At 68.6% G+C, this 14,565-nt stretch carries 16 protein-coding genes; 11 read left to right on the forward strand and 5 right to left on the reverse strand.

The window, feature by feature from the left end; genetic code table 11:
* Window positions 1-25: 25 nt before the first annotated feature.
* The 3 genes from TSO5_RS03650 to TSO5_RS32585 form a co-directional block, all read right to left on the reverse strand.
* Window positions 26-955 carry a histone deacetylase family protein gene (locus tag TSO5_RS03650; protein WP_109150298.1) on the reverse strand — a complete coding sequence of 310 codons (930 nt, stop codon included), beginning with the start codon at window positions 953-955 and terminating at the stop codon, window positions 26-28.
* Window positions 956-1,141: 186 nt separating this feature from the next.
* Entirely contained in the window at window positions 1,142-1,369 is a 228-nt protein-coding gene (locus tag TSO5_RS03655) for a sulfurtransferase TusA family protein (RefSeq protein ID WP_109150299.1), read from the reverse strand.
* 67 nt (window positions 1,370-1,436) lie between these two features.
* A complete protein-coding gene (locus tag TSO5_RS32585) occupies window positions 1,437-1,574 on the reverse strand; it encodes a hypothetical protein (RefSeq protein WP_158282349.1) in 138 nt (45 codons plus the stop codon).
* Window positions 1,575-1,719: 145 nt separating this feature from the next.
* Between TSO5_RS32585 and TSO5_RS03660 the strand changes: the two genes are divergently transcribed.
* Entirely contained in the window at window positions 1,720-2,097 is a 378-nt protein-coding gene (locus tag TSO5_RS03660; protein ID WP_109150300.1) for a metalloregulator ArsR/SmtB family transcription factor, read from the forward strand.
* 16 nt (window positions 2,098-2,113) lie between these two features.
* On the opposite strand, the gene TSO5_RS03665 is transcribed toward TSO5_RS03660, so the two are convergent.
* Entirely contained in the window at window positions 2,114-2,512 is a 399-nt protein-coding gene (locus TSO5_RS03665) for a DUF423 domain-containing protein (RefSeq protein WP_247870576.1), read from the reverse strand.
* Between the two features lie 104 nt (window positions 2,513-2,616).
* Here TSO5_RS03665 and TSO5_RS03670 point away from each other — a divergent pair, with 104 nt between their 5' ends.
* Complete coding sequence (locus tag TSO5_RS03670; protein WP_109150302.1) at window positions 2,617-3,369, forward strand: glycosyltransferase family 2 protein; 753 nt, start codon at window positions 2,617-2,619, stop codon at window positions 3,367-3,369.
* Here TSO5_RS03670 and TSO5_RS03675 read toward each other — a convergent pair.
* Complete coding sequence (locus tag TSO5_RS03675) at window positions 3,360-3,587, reverse strand: hypothetical protein (protein WP_109150303.1); 228 nt, start codon at window positions 3,585-3,587, stop codon at window positions 3,360-3,362. The genes TSO5_RS03670 and TSO5_RS03675 overlap by 10 nt on opposite strands.
* A 278-nt stretch (window positions 3,588-3,865) precedes the next feature.
* On the opposite strand from TSO5_RS03675, the gene TSO5_RS03680 reads away from it, so the two are divergent.
* The 9 genes from TSO5_RS03680 to TSO5_RS03720 all read left to right on the forward strand — a co-directional run bounded on the left by TSO5_RS03680 (window position 3,866) and on the right by TSO5_RS03720 (window position 14,564).
* The gene (locus TSO5_RS03680) at window positions 3,866-5,488 is read left to right on the forward strand and encodes an EAL domain-containing protein (protein WP_109150304.1); all 1,623 of its coding nucleotides are present in this window, start codon (window positions 3,866-3,868) and stop codon (window positions 5,486-5,488) included.
* A gap of 130 nt (window positions 5,489-5,618) precedes the next feature.
* Window positions 5,619-5,975: a hypothetical protein gene (locus TSO5_RS03685; protein ID WP_146203679.1), complete on the forward strand. Its 357-nt coding sequence runs from the start codon at window positions 5,619-5,621 to the stop codon at window positions 5,973-5,975.
* Between the two features lie 172 nt (window positions 5,976-6,147).
* On the forward strand, window positions 6,148-6,600 hold the full coding sequence (locus TSO5_RS03690) for a hypothetical protein (protein ID WP_109150306.1): 453 nt from the start codon (window positions 6,148-6,150) through the stop codon (window positions 6,598-6,600).
* 118 nt (window positions 6,601-6,718) lie between these two features.
* A complete protein-coding gene (locus TSO5_RS03695) occupies window positions 6,719-7,906 on the forward strand; it encodes a phosphoserine transaminase (protein WP_109150307.1) in 1,188 nt (395 codons plus the stop codon).
* Between the two features lie 484 nt (window positions 7,907-8,390).
* Window positions 8,391-9,335, forward strand: a complete 945-nt coding sequence (locus TSO5_RS03700; protein WP_109150308.1) for an SDR family NAD(P)-dependent oxidoreductase — start codon at window positions 8,391-8,393, stop codon at window positions 9,333-9,335.
* Window positions 9,336-9,392: 57 nt separating this feature from the next.
* Window positions 9,393-10,166, forward strand: coding sequence for an HNH endonuclease family protein (locus tag TSO5_RS03705; RefSeq protein WP_109150309.1), 774 nt, complete (start codon window positions 9,393-9,395; stop codon window positions 10,164-10,166).
* Between the two features lie 95 nt (window positions 10,167-10,261).
* A complete protein-coding gene (locus TSO5_RS03710) occupies window positions 10,262-11,662 on the forward strand; it encodes an amidase (RefSeq protein ID WP_109150310.1) in 1,401 nt (466 codons plus the stop codon).
* Window positions 11,663-11,735: 73 nt separating this feature from the next.
* Window positions 11,736-12,707, forward strand: a complete 972-nt coding sequence (locus tag TSO5_RS03715) for an EamA family transporter (protein ID WP_109150325.1) — start codon at window positions 11,736-11,738, stop codon at window positions 12,705-12,707.
* Between the two features lie 78 nt (window positions 12,708-12,785).
* Window positions 12,786-14,564: an ABC transporter ATP-binding protein/permease gene (locus TSO5_RS03720; protein ID WP_109150311.1), complete on the forward strand. Its 1,779-nt coding sequence runs from the start codon at window positions 12,786-12,788 to the stop codon at window positions 14,562-14,564.
* The last annotated feature ends 1 nt before the right edge of the window (window position 14,565 follow it).

Here is a 14,565-nt window from a genome sequence, read left to right on the forward strand (position 1 = left end):
TGCCGTCGCGCGGGGAAGGTTTTGGTCAGCAGTACATCAGTTCGCGCACATGGGCCGCACTTGCCGACGCCAATGCCCGAAGGTTGTAGCCGCCTTCCAGCACCGAGACGATCCTTGCGCCGCAATGGGTGCGGGCCAGTTCGCCCAGCTTGCGGGTGGCCCAGACGAAATCATCGTCGATCAGGTGCAGGCCGGCCAGCGGATCGCGCGAATGGGCATCGAACCCGGCGGAGATGATCAGCAGGTCCGGCTTGAAATGGTCGATGGCCGGCAGGATCACATGCGTCATCGCGTGCCGGAACTCCGGCGACCCGGCCATGGCCGGCAGCGGCGCGTTGACGCAGTTGCCGTACTCCCCCTTTTCCCCCGCATCGCCGGTGCCGGGATAGAGCGGCGACTGGTGGGTAGAGCAATAGAGCATGTCGGAATCGAACTGCAGGATGTCCTGCGTGCCGTTGCCGTGATGAACGTCGAAATCCATCACCGCCACCCGCTGCAGCCCATGGGCGGCGCGGGCGTGGAAGGCGCCGACGGCGGCGTTGTTGAACAGGCAGAAGCCCATGGCCTTCTCCCGCTCCGCATGGTGGCCGGGCGGGCGGACGGCGCAGAAGGCGTTGCGGGATTGGCCGGTCGCCACCGCGTCGATCGCGGCGCAGACCGCGCCGGCCGCACGCAGCGCCGCCTCCCCCGATCCGGGGGAGACGACCGTGTCGGCATCGACGCCCGCATGCTCCACGTCGGGGATCAGCGACAGCACGCGGTCGATGTGCGACTGCGGATGCGCCCGCAGAAGCTGTTCAACCGTGGCGCGCGGCGCCTCCTGCCGTTCCAGCATGTGGAACTCCTCCGTCTCCAGCGCGGCGAGCACGGCGCGCAGGCGGTCGGAGCATTCGGGATGACCGAGACCCGTGTCGTGCTCCAGGCACGCCGGGTGGGTGAACAGGGTGGTGAACATCGATTTTTCGGTCGTTATCGTTGGTTTTCGGGCGGCGATTGCAGCGTTTCCAAAAACCATTCTTCCCGGATCGCTAATGAAAGTACAGGCTGAATCCAGGACGATTCGTCACAGCCCACTTTCGGGAACCAGGGCAATCCGTGCCCCCCTGCGATCGGGGTATAACCGGTGCGGAGGATCGCTGGTTCAGGCCACCCGTTCGATGACGAAGCGCAGGATGCCGTCCTCTTCGGTGACGGACAGCAGGCGGTTGCCGGTCGCTTCGCAGAACGCCGGAAAATCCTTGCGGGCGCCGGGGTCGGTCGCCTCCACCGTCAAAGTGTCGCCGACGGCGATGGCCTTGATGGCCTTTCGCGCGCGCAGAACGGGCAGCGGGCACTGCAAGCCCTTGGTATTCAAAGGATGGTCGGTCATGGCGGAATGCTACCCGACCGGCCGGCCGCTGTCACGACGGATGCTGTGGTCCGGCCGTCGCCTGCCATTACAAATGATTATTGTTAACAACCGAAAGCTGATATATCTGTAGCAGCTCTGTTTCGCGGTGCGAGAAAAACGGCGCTCCGCCGATGATGGCGACGCTCAAGCCGCCGCATGCGCCAAGCAGCGGCGCGGTCGCCATGCCGGATTCCCACAGGTGGACAATAGCCACCCGATACGAATATACTACGATACGAGCATTTTTCTTTGCCGGGTCGTACAACGACGGCCTGCGCACAATACGACACGTAAAAACGAATCGGAACGGACAGGGCGACGGTAGAGCGATGAAGATCGAGGATTTGCAGGCCAACGCCCGCCGGGCAAGTGCGCTGTTGAAGGCAATGTGCAACGAGCGGAGGCTGCTCATCCTGTGCCATCTGAGCCAGGGCGAGCGGTCGGTGGGCGAGTTGGAGGATCTGGTCGGGCTCAGCCAGTCGGCGCTGTCCCAACATCTGGCCCGGCTGCGCAACGACAATCTGGTCCGCACGCGGCGCAGCGCCCAGAATATCTACTATTCGCTGAATGGGCACGAGGCGCAGACGATCATGACGACGCTGCACGGCCTCTACTGCACGCCCGCGGCGGAGGACGCCGACAGCGACGGCCGTAGCGGCGACTCGGTCGCCGAGCAGTCCGACCTGCGGGCCGCTACGGCCGGCTGATTGACGGGCGCAAACCTCAGCCGCGCGCCCGCAGAGCCGCGACCGCCAGCGCCAGCCAGCCCAGCATGAAGCTCCATCCGCCGGCCGGCGCCGTCATCGGCACCGGCAGCGGTCCGACGGTGCCCAGCGCGTAGAGCGTGCCGCAGAACAGCAGAATCCCGGCGACGAACAGCCATCCCGCGAGCCGCAGGGCCAGCCCGCCCATCCCGCCGTTCCCGATCCGGCCGCCAAGCGCCACCAGCAGCACCAGCGCCAGCGCATGCGCCATCTGATACTGCCCGGCGATGCGGAACCATTCCTGCGCCTGCGGCTGGGCGGCCAGCGCGTGACTGGCATAGGCCCCGGTGCCGACCGCCATGGCGGCGTTCAGCGCGGCGAAGACGATCCAGATCCGGTCGATCACTCCCACGGGCACTTTTCCCTTCCTTCGCGCCACCGCCGGCCCGTGTTTAGAGCCCGGGGCAGTGTTATGCTGACGCCTGTCTACACGCAGCCCGCCCGTGCGAGCAAGAAACGACCATGACGCCCACGCCCCCCACTTCCCTGGTCAGCATCGTTACCCCCACCTGGCAGCGCGAGGAGTTCCTGCCGCGCCTTCATGCCTGTATCCGGGCACAAACCCATGGCGAGATCGAGTGGCTGGTGTTCGACGACAGCCCGCGCCCATCGGCCTACCTGAAGGCGCTGGCCAATCCGCGGCTGAAATATTTCTATTCGCCCCGCCGCTACGCCATCGGCGAGAAGCGCAACATCCTGGCCGAACATGCCAAGGGATCAGTGATCGTCCACATGGACGACGACGACTTCTATGCGCCGACCTATGTGGAGCGGATGCTGGACTGGCTCGACCGGGGACATGATCTGGTGAAGCTGTCCGGCTGGTTCCTCTACAGCGTGCCGCATCGGCGCTTCGGCTATTGGGACACGGCCCGCGGCGGCTCGCACCACCGCTGGGGCCGGCAGGCCTGCAGCTATGTCGAGGCGCCGGACACCCCGCCCTCTCCCGACAATCTCGACGGTTACGGCTTTTCCTACGCCTACCGGCGTGCGGTGTGGGAGGCGGTGCGCTTCCCGGCGGTGAACGCCTGCGAGGACGCGCCCTTCGTCAAGGCCGCGCGCGAACGCTTCCGCGTCGGCGCCTTCCCGGACACGGAGGGGCTGTGCCTGCACACGCTGCACGCCCGCAGCACCAGCCTGTGCCTGCCGCAGTACGAGTTGCCGCCGCTGCTGATGGATCGACTGTTCGGTCCGGAAGCGGCCGCCTACACCTGAACGTCGAGGAACATGCCGCGGCGATAGTTGCGCGGCAGCGTCAGCACGCCATTGACCACCAGGGCGGCCAGCTCACGCAGGCTCGGAACCCGTTGCCGTCCCTGCTGGACGACGCCTTCGGCACGTGCCCGTGCGCCGCTCGCGGCAACACGACCGCCACCGGAGTCGGGGCGGATCAACTCGTTCGAACGGTCGCCGGTGCGTCTGGTCTCTACCATGGAGGCTGTTTACCATAAATGCCGCACAGGGGGAAGAGGCGCCGACTGTGACAATAACCGTTTGAACCCAAGAGGATAGCGCCAGCAGCCACCTGCCGGCTGCTGCATGCCGTCCGGGCCGCGGATATTTGACCTAACGTAATTTCGATAGTGGTAGGATTTCCTTTACGTTTAGAATGCGAACCTTCGGTAGACATAATATTTCGCCGGGTGCGCAGGGTCACGCCGTTCCACCCCACCGAGATTCCCGCCCCAACCGCGAGCCTTGCCGAGGCATCATGACATCGGACGTCGCACGCTTCCTTGGCTTCGCATTTGCCAATGCGGATGTGCTGATCGAGGTGGACGCCCGCGGAATCATCGGCTTCGCCGCCGGCGCCCTGCAGCATGTCCTGGGCATCACCGATGCCGACCTGATCGGCCAGCCGGTCGACCGGATGCTGGCGGCCGGCGACCGCGGGCTGGTGCGGCGCCTGCTGCGCACCGCCGGGTCCAATCGGCGGCTGGAGCCGCGGACGGTCGCCCTGGCCGGCGGGGCACAGGCCACCCTGTCCGGCTATCGGCTCGGCCGCTCGCCCAACGTGCAGCTGACGCTGACCCGGTCGGAAAGCAAAGGAGCCGACGCGCCGGCCCGCGACGCGGAGACCGGGCTGCTCGACCCCGAGGCCTTCCAGGCGCAGCTGGGCGAGCGCTTCGGCGTCGATGTCGGCCAGTCGCCGCCGAAGCTGACCCTCATCAAGATCGCCGACTTCGGCGAGGTCAAATCGCGGCTGGGCCCGGAACTGACGCTACGCCTGCTGGGAGAGGTCGGGGCGCTGCTGCGCGTCCACGCCGCCGACGACACGCTGGCGACCCGGCTGGGAGAAGACCGTTTCGGTCTCGTCCACGGCAGCGACCTGTCGGCCGGCGCGCTCGCCGACGAAATCGCCGTGACTGGCGCCGGCCTGTCGCCGGACGGCCAGCCTCTGGCTTCGGAAAATCTGACGCTCGACATGTCCGCACCCGGCCTCAGCCGCGAGGATGCCGGACGCGTGCTGATGTTCACGGTGAAGAGCTTCGCCGAGGAGACGGCAAAATTCGACATCTCCACCATGCATGACGCGGTGAAGCTGCTGGTCGACCAGACGGTGACGCGGGTGACCAGCCTGCGCACCACCCTGACCGACGACCGGCTGAAGCTGCAGTTCCAGCCCATCGTCTCGCTCGCCACCCGCGGCCTGCACCATTACGAGGCGCTGGCCCGCTTCCCCAACGGTGCCCCCGGCCCGACCATCGCCTTCGCCGAGCAGATCGGCATGGTCCATGACGTCGATTTGCTGGTCTGCGAAAAGGCGCTGGAAACGCTGAGCGCCGATCCCTCGCTGCAGATCGCCGTGAACATGTCGGCGGCCTCGCTGGGCAGCGACATTTTCGTGGTCGCCTTCCAGCGGTTGGTCGCCCGCGACCCGGCTTTGCGCTCCCGCCTGCTGGTGGAGGTGACCGAATCGACCGGCCTGACCGACCTGCCGCGCGCCGCCCGCGTGCTGGAGGAGTTGCGCCGCGCCGGCCACCGCATCTGCCTGGACGATTTCGGCGCCGGAGCGGCGTCCTTCCCCTACATCCAGGCCCTGCCGGTCGATTTCGTGAAGATCGACGGCAGCTATGTCCGCCGGCTGGGCGGCAGCCCGCGCGACGACGCCATCCTGCGCGCCATGGTCGGGCTGTGCCGGGAGATCCGCGTGCAGGTGATCGCCGAGATGGTGGAGACGCCGGACCAGGCGGCGCAGCTCAACGCCTGGGGATTCGAGCTGGCCCAGGGCTATCATTTCGGCAGACCGGCAGACCGCCCGGCCTACAAGCCGGCCAGCCTGTTCGCCTCGCCGGCGGCCGCCCGTCCCGGCCTGTCGGACGGCTGGGCCTGAGGCCATCACAAATCTATGACCGACGCCATACGACCAAATCTTTTCCTTCCGAGTGGAATGAAAGCCTGAGCGGCGACGTTCATCGGCTCATGAGGGGACAAGATACCCCCGACACCAGGAGGACGCCGGAATGACTGGCCGCTTTGGTTTTGGATTGAAAGCCGTGGTTCTGGGCGCTCTGGTCGCCGGATCGATGCTGGGCGCCACCGTCGGCCCCGCCGCCGCCCACGATGACTGGCGCGGACGGGGGGGCGACCATGGCCGCGAATGGTACGGCCCCGGCCGCGGCGGACCGGACTGGCGCTGGGAGCGCCCCCATCACCGCCATTGGCGCGAGCGCGGCGCCTATTACGCCCCGCCGCCCGTCGTCTACGCCCCGCCCCCGGTCGTTTACGCGCCGCAGCCGCGGGTGATCTATGCCCCGCCGCCCGTCGTCTACGCGCCGCCGGTGGTCCCCGGCTTCGGCCTCAGCGTCAACATTCGTTGACGCACCTGGCGCTGACGCTTCCGGCGCTGACGCAACGGCCCACCCGGCGAAAAGGACGGCTTCCGGCAGAGCGCTCCCCGCATTATGGTGCGCCCCGTTCGGTAAAGCCGCCCCCGCCGGGGCGCAGCAGCCAGGGAGACGGGCTTTGCGGGTTCTTAGTGTGTGCGCCGCGATGGTGGGCAGCCTTTCCATCGCCTTCGGGATCGCCGGCACGGTTGCCGGTTCCGCCGATGCGGCCGAGCCCCGCCTGATGGCGGCGTTGGGCAACACCGTGCTGACGATGACCGACATCGGACCGAAGCACACCCAGGTGTCGGTGAACGACAAGCCCGTGTTCGAGGACAAGGAGAGCGACATGCTGTCCTTCGTCGGCGCCTATTCCCTGAAGGACCGCTGGATCGCCCTGTTCCAGGCCGACACCGGCGCCAAGGACTGCCCCACCCGCTTCCGCATCCTGGAGGTCGGCGGGCCGCAGCCGCTGGTCTCCTATCCCTTCGGGTCCTGCAGCGACGCCGCCCAGGTCACCATCGACAACGATGTCCTGACCATCTCGATGCCGCAGCCCGGCGGCGGGGGCGAGGCCGCCTGGACCTATCGCAACGGCAAGATCGGCCGCACCAAGTGAGCAATCGGCACGGCAGGGTTCCGCGTCCTGCGCCGTGTCCCTAGATTGACGGCGGCAGGCGCAGCTTTTAAGGTCCGGACCTCCGCACATTCCCGTTCCGGGACAGGAAGTTCGCTCCATGACTGCCAGCAGCGCCAGCCGGCCCAGCCGCCGGCCCAACACTCCGCTCTTCTCCTCGGGTCCCTGCGCGAAGCGTCCGGGCTGGTCGCTCGACGCGCTGGACGGCGCGCTGCTCGGCCGCTCCCACCGCTCCAAGCCGGGCAAGGCCAAGCTGAAGGAGGTCATCGACCTCACCCGCGCGGTGCTGGGCATCCCCGGCGACTACCGCATCGGCATCGTCCCCGCCTCCGACACCGGCGCGGTGGAGATGGCGCTGTGGTCGATGCTGGGTGCCCGCGGCGTCGACATGCTGGCCTGGGAAAGCTTCGGCAAGGAATGGGTGACGGATGTCGCCAAGCAGCTGAAGCTGCCGGACGTCCGCAACCTGATCGCCCCCTATGGCGAGCTGCCGGACCTGTCGGCGGTCGATTTCAGCCGCGACGTCGTCTTCACCTGGAACGGCACCACCGCCGGCGTGCGGGTGGCCGACGGCGACTGGATCGCCGACGACCGCGAAGGGCTGACCATCTGCGACGCCACCTCGGCGGCTTTCGCCATGGCACTGCCCTGGCACAAGATCGACGTCGCCACTTGGTCCTGGCAGAAGGTGCTGGGCGGCGAGGCGGCGCACGGCATGCTGGTGCTGAGCCCGCGCGCCGTCGAACGGCTGGAGAGCTTCCAGCCCGACCGGCCGCTGCCGAAGATCTTCCGCCTGACCAAGAACGGCAAGCTGATCGAAGGCATCTTCGAAGGCGACACCATCAACACGCCGTCGATGCTCTGCGTCGAGGACGCCATCGACGGCCTGCGCTGGGCCCTGTCGCTGGGCGGCCTGACCCAGCTGATCCGCCGGTCGGAGCAGAACCTGCGCATCGTCGCCGAATGGGAGGAGACCAGTTCTTGGGCCGGCTTCCTCGCCAAGGATCCGGCGAACCGCTCCTGCACCTCGATCTGCCTGCGCTTCACCGACCCCGACGTGACCGCTTTGACGGAGGAGGCGCAGGCCGCCTTCGCCAAGAAGCTGTCGGCCCTGCTGGAGAAGGAGGAGGCCGCCTTCGACGCCGGTTCCTACCGCGACGCGCCTCCCGGCCTGCGCCTGTGGGGTGGGGCCACGGTGGAGAACGAAGACATGGAGGCGGTGCTGCCCTGGCTCGACTGGGCATTCGCCACCGTGAAGGCGGAGGTTCTCGGTCCCAAGCAGGGCTGAGGTCGAACAAGCGCGAGCCGGGCCTTAATCCACAGCCCTGCTCCACCCTCTTCAAAAAGCCCCACCGTGGCACGACCGCCACGGTGGGGCTTTTTGCATGGGCTGCTCTTGTGCTTTGCAGCAAAGGTTCGGGCCAAGAAACCGTTCGTACACCGCAGCATTTCTGCACCAGTGTGACCGGCCCGACGCGTGTTCCAACCTCGCGAGCTTGACCATGGTTATCCACAGAACCGTGGACAAGGTGGTGGATAAGCCTGTTGAACCATCGGTCCTGCCTGTCCCGAAACCGTCATGGAGGAAACGGGACCGATTCGCCCCTGCGGTCGCCGGACGGGCGGGGGCGGTTCCCCGGTTGAGGCGCCGCCCTATCCCGAAGATGGTCTGGCAGACTGTTGGTTGTGTCCCGACTCTTGGAAGGGATTTCCGGCGGCCCCGCTGCGGTGCGGCAACGCCGGTGCAACGACGGAAGGGCTCGGGAACGACCATGGCGCACTACCTCATCACCGGCGGCTGCGGTTTCATCGGCTCGCATCTGGCCGACCGGCTGCTCGCCGACGGGCACCGGGTGACGATTCTCGACAACATGTCGAGCGGCCGGCTGGAGAACAAGCCAAGCGCCGCGAAGTTGGTGGTGGGCGACGTCGCCGATCCGGACGCGGTGCGCGAGGCGATGGCCGGCGATTCCGGCGACGGCGTGGACGGCGTCTTCCACCTCGCCGCCGTCGCATCGGTGCAGAAATCGCGGGAGCTGTGGGCGGAGACCCACCGCACCAACCTGCTGGGCACAGTCACCGTGTTCGAGGCGGCGCGCGACGCCAAGCGCGGCAGCCCGATCCCGGTGGTCTACGCCTCCTCTGCAGCCGTCTATGGCGACAACACCAACACCCCGCTGAAGGAGGACGAGCTGCCGCGCCCGCTGTCGGCCTATGGCGTCGACAAGCTGGGCTGCGAGATGCACGCCCGCGTTGCCTGGGCGATCCAGGGGGTGCCAACGGTCGGCTTCCGCTTCTTCAACGTCTATGGCCCGCGGCAGGACCCGATGTCGCCCTATTCTGGCGTGATCTCCATCTTCGCCCGCCGGGTCGCCCGCGGCGAGGACGTGGAGATCCACGGCGACGGCCAGCAGGTCCGCGACTTCGTCTTCGTCGGCGACGTGGTGCGCATCCTGGCGCTGACGATGGAGCGGCGATTTGCCGGATCGCAGGTCTACAACCTCTGCACCGGCCGCGCGACCTCGCTGGTGATGCTGCTGGAGGTGCTGCAGGAGCTGTGCAACAGCAAGGTCCGCCGCCGCCACACCGAACCGCGGGCCGGCGACATCCGCGTGTCGATCGGCGACCCGTCACTGATGCGCTCCACCTTCGACACCATGTGCCAGGTCGGTTTGCTCCAGGGCCTGAGCGCCACCCTGACCGGCCGTATGCCTTGAGGGCGGTGCCATAGGCGGGTATGAGGGAGAGGGTGCAGTCGTCAAGGTGAATGAAGCATGGCCCGCCGCCGTTCCCTGCCCCTGCGGGCGCTGTTCGTCATCCTGGCGGTCCTCGCCGTCGTCGCGGTGGCCGAGCGGGTCCACATCATCCCGCCCGGCACGCTCGACCGCCTGCTGGGGCAGGAGACCCACCGCCCCCGCCAGCCGCGCAAGCAGGAGCAGGCCGAACCACCGCCGTCGGTCGTCGCCCAACCCACCGACAAGATCGACTATGCCGATGTCGCTCGGCAGCTCGACGGCATCCGGGTGGAGCCGGAGAAACGACGCGGCTACCAGCGCGAGGACTGGCCGCACTGGCTGGCGCTGGAGGGCGGTTGCCTAAATGCGCGCGAGAAGGTGCTGATCCGCGACTCCCGCCGCCCGGCGACGCTCGACGCCAAGGGCTGCGGCGTGAAGTCCGGCGACTGGCTCGATCCCTACACCGGCGAACGCTACACCGACCCGCAGATGGTCGATATCGACCACCGCGTTCCGCTGGAGGAGGCCTATGCCAGCGGCGGCTACGACTGGAGCCGGGAGAAGCGCGCCGCCTACGCCAACGACACCAGCGACCCGCTGACCCTGCTGGTCTCCAGCCGCGAGGCCAACCGCGCCAAGGGTTCCAAGGGGCCGGAGGACTGGCTGCCGCCGAAGCGCGACGGCATCTGCCTTTATGTCGCCGACTGGATTCTGGTGAAGGCGCGCTGGAACCTCAGCATGGACGAGCGTGAGCGGGTGACGGTCGGCAACATCCTGAACGACTGCCGCGCCTCGGCCGGGCAGCAGCGCTGACGCAGCCCTGCCCTGCCCGGTACTTTGTTGGGCGCACCACCGGTTTCGCGCTACCGTCCGCCCCAAAATCAGATGGCCGGAAATGGGAGGGATGCGTGAACCAGGAACCCAACGCCCTGTGGCGGGAAAGCGCCGCCACCCTGGCCGAACGGCTGGCGAAGCGGGAGCTGTCGGCGCGCGAAGCGGTCGAGGTGCATCTGGCGCGGATCGCCGCGGCCGAACCGGCGCTGTCCGCCTTCATCACCGTCGCCGCCGACACGGCGCTGGCCCGCGCCGACGCGCTGGACGCCCAACCGGCGCCTGTCGGGCCGCTGCACGGGCTGCCGGTGGCGGTGAAGGATCTGACCGACACCGCCGGTATCCGCACCACCTACGGCTCGGCGCTCTATGCCGACCATGTGCCGGCCAGCAGCGACATCGCGGTGGCGCGGATCGAGGCGGCGGGCGGCATCGTCATCGGCAAGACCAACACGCCGGAATTCGGCTTCGGCGCCATCTGCCGGAACCGCCTGTATGGCCCGACCCGCAACCCGGCCGATCCCGTCCTGACCTCCGGCGGGTCGAGCGGCGGGTCGGCGGCGGCGGTCGCAGTCGGCATGGCGCCGCTGGCGCACGGCACCGACTATGGCGGGTCGGTGCGGATCCCGGCCAGCTTCTGCGGGATCGCCTCCATCCGGCCGACGCCGGGGCTGATTCCGGCACCCGGCCGCGCGCTGGGCTGGGACACGCTGGCGACCCATGGCGTGCTGGCGCGCGACACCGCGGACTGCGCGCTGCTGCTGTCGGCGATGGCCGGCAGCGACCTGCGCGACCCGACCTCCCTGTTCGGCGACCGCGACGACGGATCGGAGACGCGACTGGGCGCCACCGCCGATTTCGGCTTCGCCACCGTCTCCCAGGCGGTGCGGGAATGCTTCGCCGAAGCGGTGGAGCGGCTGGAGCGGGCCGCCGGGCCGGTGGCGCGCCGGCATCCCGACTGCAGCGACGCCATGGCGACCTTCCGCACGCTACGCGCCGCCCAGACCCGGCACGCCTTCGGCCCGATGCTGGCCAAGCATGGCGAGGCGCTGACCGACACCATCCGCTGGAACATCGAGGCCGGCGCCGGCATCACCGCCGACTCCTATCTGGAGGCGCAGGCCGCCCGCACGGCGCTCTACCGCCGCTTCGTCGCCCTGTTCGAGGAGATCGACGTGCTGGCCGCCCCGGCCTGCGGCGTGCTGCCCTGGCCGAACGAGGACGGCGAGGTGACGGTGATCGACGGCCGGCCGGTGGAGACCATCCTCGACTATATCGGCGTCACCGCCGTCGTGACGCTGATCGGCTTCCCGGTTCTGACCCTGCCGGTTGGCGGTTCGGATGGGGGGGACGGCCTGCCCTTCGGCATTCAGCTGATCGCCCGGCCGGGCGAGGAACGGCGCCTGATCCGCCTGGGCCGCATGCTGGAGCGGGAGGCCGGGTTCACCCACCGCTGGGCCGCCGGGTGGGCACCCTGACCGGCATCGGGTGACAAGAGGCCGCGCCCAACCTCCATTGCGGCCGGCCACCCCGTAGGCTATGCACCCGCGCATGAGCGCCGACGCCTTTTCCGATTCCGCCCTTCCCACTCCCACCTTGCCCCGGTCGCCCGCCGCCCCGCCTGTCGCGGAGGTCCGGCGCGCCACCGGCATCGGGGCCATCGCCATCCTGCTGTGGTCGACGGCGGCGCTGCTGACCTCAATGTCCAGCGCCATTCCGCCGCTGCAGCTGGTGGCTGTCGCCTTCGGGCTGGCCTTCCTGACCGGCAGCACCGTCGCCGCGTTGCGCGGGCGCAGCGTCATCGGCGCATTGCGCCAGCCCCTGCCTGTCTGGCTGGTCGGTGTCGGCGGGCTGTTCGGCTATCACGCCTGCCTGTTCCTGGCCTTCCATCTGGCGCCGACGGCCGCCGTGGAAGTCAACCTCCTGAACTATCTCTGGCCGCTCTGCATCGTCCTGTTCTCCGCACTGTTGCCGGGGGAGTGGCTGAAGGCCGCCCATGTGGCGGGGGCGCTGTGCGGGCTGGCCGGGACGGCGCTGATCGTGTCGGGTCGCGGCGGCGGGCTGCACCTGGACGCCGGCAGCCTGGGGGGCAATCTGCCCGCCTATGGCGCGGCGCTGGCGGCGGCACTGATCTGGGGCGCCTATTCCGTGCTGTCGCGCTGTTTCGGCTCCGTCCCGACCGAGGCGGTGAGCGGCTTCTGCCTCGTCACCGCCCTGCTCGGCCTGACCGGGCACCTGCTGTTCGAGGAGGCGACCGTCTGGCCGCAGGAGGCGCTGGGCTGGCTGGTCCTGCTGGCTCTCGGCCTCGGACCGGACGGGCTGGCATTCTTCGCCTGGGACCACGGCATGAAGCGTGGCGACATCCGGGCGCTGGGCGTGCTGTCCTACGCCGTACCGCCCGCCTCCACCCTGCTGCTGATCCTGTTCGGGCGGGCTAGCGGCGGCTGGAGCGTCTGGGCCGCCTGTGGGCTGATCGCCGGCGGCGCCCTGATGGCCAGTTGGGACATGATCCGGGGCAAGTGACAGCGAATTCATGCCTCCGGCGCGGCAAAGGGTGGTAATCGGCAGATCATGTGCTGACCGCTTGCGAGTGCCCGACCGATGCCCGCGCGTGCATACACCCCGCCCGCTCCCACCGGACGCCTGTCCGCCGCCCGCCATTTCCTGTCCGACGTCTGGCGCCTGACCAAGCCCTATTGGTCGTCGGAGGAGAAATGGGCGGCGCGCGGCCTGCTGGCAGCGATCGTCGTCCTCAATCTGGCGGCGGTGTTCATGGAGGTCTGGTTCACCCAGATCAACGCCGACATCTTCAACGCGCTGCAGGAGAAGGACCAGAGCGGCTTCATTCATGCCCTGCTGGTGTTCGGCGGGCTGGCGCTGGTCTTCATCGCGGTGGCCGTCTATCGCCTTTATCTGAACCAGATGCTGCAGATCCGTTGGCGGCGCTGGCTGACCGAACGCTATCTCGGCGATTGGCTGGAGAATCAGACCTATTACCGACTGCAATTCGCCAACACCGGCACCGACAACCCCGACCAGCGCATCGCCGAGGATCTGCGCAGCTTCGTCCAGCTGACGCTGAGCCTGTCACTGGGCTTCCTCACCAATCTGATCTCGCTGGTCTCCTTCCTCGCCATCCTGTGGAGCCTGTCCGGGTCGGTCACCATCCCGTGGCTGGGCATCGACCTTCCCGGCTACATGGTCTGGGTGGCGCTGGTCTATGCCGTCGCCGGCACCTGGATCACCCACCGGATCGGCAAGCCGCTGGCCCGGCTCAGCTTCGACCAGCAGCGTTACGAGGCCGACTTCCGCTTCGCCCTGGTCCGCCTGCGCGAGAATGCCGAGAGCGTCGCCCTGCAACAGGGCGAGGCGCAGGAGGCGCGCGGCTTCGGCGACCGCTTCGCCCGCGTCGTCGCCAACTGGTGGTCGCTGATGCGCACGCAGAAGCGGCTGGTCTGGTTCACCTCCGCCTATGGCCAGATCGCCGTCATCTTCCCGCTGCTGGTCGCCGCCCCGCGCTATTTCAGCGGCGCCCTGCCGTTGGGCTCGCTGATGCAGACCTCCCAGGCCTTCGGGCAGGTGCAAGGCGCGCTGTCCTGGTTCATCGACGCTTACGTGAACCTCGCCGACTGGCACGCCACCACCAGCCGTCTGACCGGCTTCCACCATGCGGTACAGGCGGTGCGCGCCGCCGGCCGCGACCATGCGGGGGTGGAGCGCGCGGCGGCCACGGACGGCGCCCTGACGCTTGACGGGCTGGCCCTGACCCTGCCCACCAGCGGAACGCCGCTGGTCCGCGCCGACCTGACGGTGCAGCCGGGCGACACCCTGCTGATCACCGGCCCTTCCGGGTCGGGCAAGAGCACCATCCTGCGCGCCATCGCCGGCATCTGGCCCTTCGGCCGCGGCCGCATCGCCCTGCCTGCCGGCGGCACGGCCACCGTCAACGGCAGCATGATCCTGCCGCAGAAGCCCTATCTGCCCATCGGCACCCTGCGCGCCACCGTCACCTATCCCGCCCCTCCCGACGCCTTCGAGGCGGAGGCGGTGCGCGAGGTGCTGGACGCCGTCGGCATGGCCGGCTTCGCCGATCGGCTGGACGAGGAGGACCACTGGACGCAGCGTCTGTCCGGCGGCGAACAGCAGCGCATCGCCATCGCCCGCGCCCTGCTGCACAAGCCCGACTGGCTCTATCTGGACGAGGCCACCTCCGCCTGCGATCCGGAGACGGAGGAGCGGCTTTACGGCCTGCTGCGTGCACGCCTTCCCGGCACCACCCTGGTCAGCGTCGGCCACCGCCCCAGCCTCGCCGCCTTCCACGACCGCCGGCTGACGGTGCGGCGCGACGGCGACGGGATCGGGGAGCTGGCAGCGGTGTGAA

Origin of the sequence: Azospirillum sp. TSO5, from assembly GCF_003116065.1 — a bacterium.
Lineage (GTDB): Bacteria > Pseudomonadota > Alphaproteobacteria > Azospirillales > Azospirillaceae > Azospirillum.

Bases quoted from the DNA above. Each gene is read 5' to 3' on its own strand.
- TSO5_RS03690 (WP_109150306.1), top strand. From the start codon at position 6,148: ATGGTGGGCAGCCTTTCCATCGCCTTCGGGATCGCCGGCACGGTTGCC.
- TSO5_RS03650 (WP_109150298.1), bottom strand. From the start codon at position 955: ATGTTCACCACCCTGTTCACCCACCCGGCGTGCCTGGAGCACGACACG.
- TSO5_RS03670 (WP_109150302.1), top strand. From the start codon at position 2,617: ATGACGCCCACGCCCCCCACTTCCCTGGTCAGCATCGTTACCCCCACC.
- TSO5_RS03705 (WP_109150309.1), top strand. From the start codon at position 9,393: ATGGCCCGCCGCCGTTCCCTGCCCCTGCGGGCGCTGTTCGTCATCCTG.
- TSO5_RS03720 (WP_109150311.1), top strand. From the start codon at position 12,786: ATGCCCGCGCGTGCATACACCCCGCCCGCTCCCACCGGACGCCTGTCC.
- TSO5_RS03660 (WP_109150300.1), top strand. From the start codon at position 1,720: ATGAAGATCGAGGATTTGCAGGCCAACGCCCGCCGGGCAAGTGCGCTG.
- TSO5_RS03675 (WP_109150303.1), bottom strand. From the start codon at position 3,587: ATGGTAGAGACCAGACGCACCGGCGACCGTTCGAACGAGTTGATCCGC.
- TSO5_RS03680 (WP_109150304.1), top strand. From the start codon at position 3,866: ATGACATCGGACGTCGCACGCTTCCTTGGCTTCGCATTTGCCAATGCG.
- TSO5_RS03655 (WP_109150299.1), bottom strand. From the start codon at position 1,369: ATGACCGACCATCCTTTGAATACCAAGGGCTTGCAGTGCCCGCTGCCC.
- TSO5_RS03695 (WP_109150307.1), top strand. From the start codon at position 6,719: ATGACTGCCAGCAGCGCCAGCCGGCCCAGCCGCCGGCCCAACACTCCG.
- TSO5_RS03700 (WP_109150308.1), top strand. From the start codon at position 8,391: ATGGCGCACTACCTCATCACCGGCGGCTGCGGTTTCATCGGCTCGCAT.
- TSO5_RS03715 (WP_109150325.1), top strand. From the start codon at position 11,736: ATGAGCGCCGACGCCTTTTCCGATTCCGCCCTTCCCACTCCCACCTTG.
- TSO5_RS03685 (WP_146203679.1), top strand. From the start codon at position 5,619: ATGACTGGCCGCTTTGGTTTTGGATTGAAAGCCGTGGTTCTGGGCGCT.
- TSO5_RS32585 (WP_158282349.1), bottom strand. From the start codon at position 1,574: ATGGCGACCGCGCCGCTGCTTGGCGCATGCGGCGGCTTGAGCGTCGCC.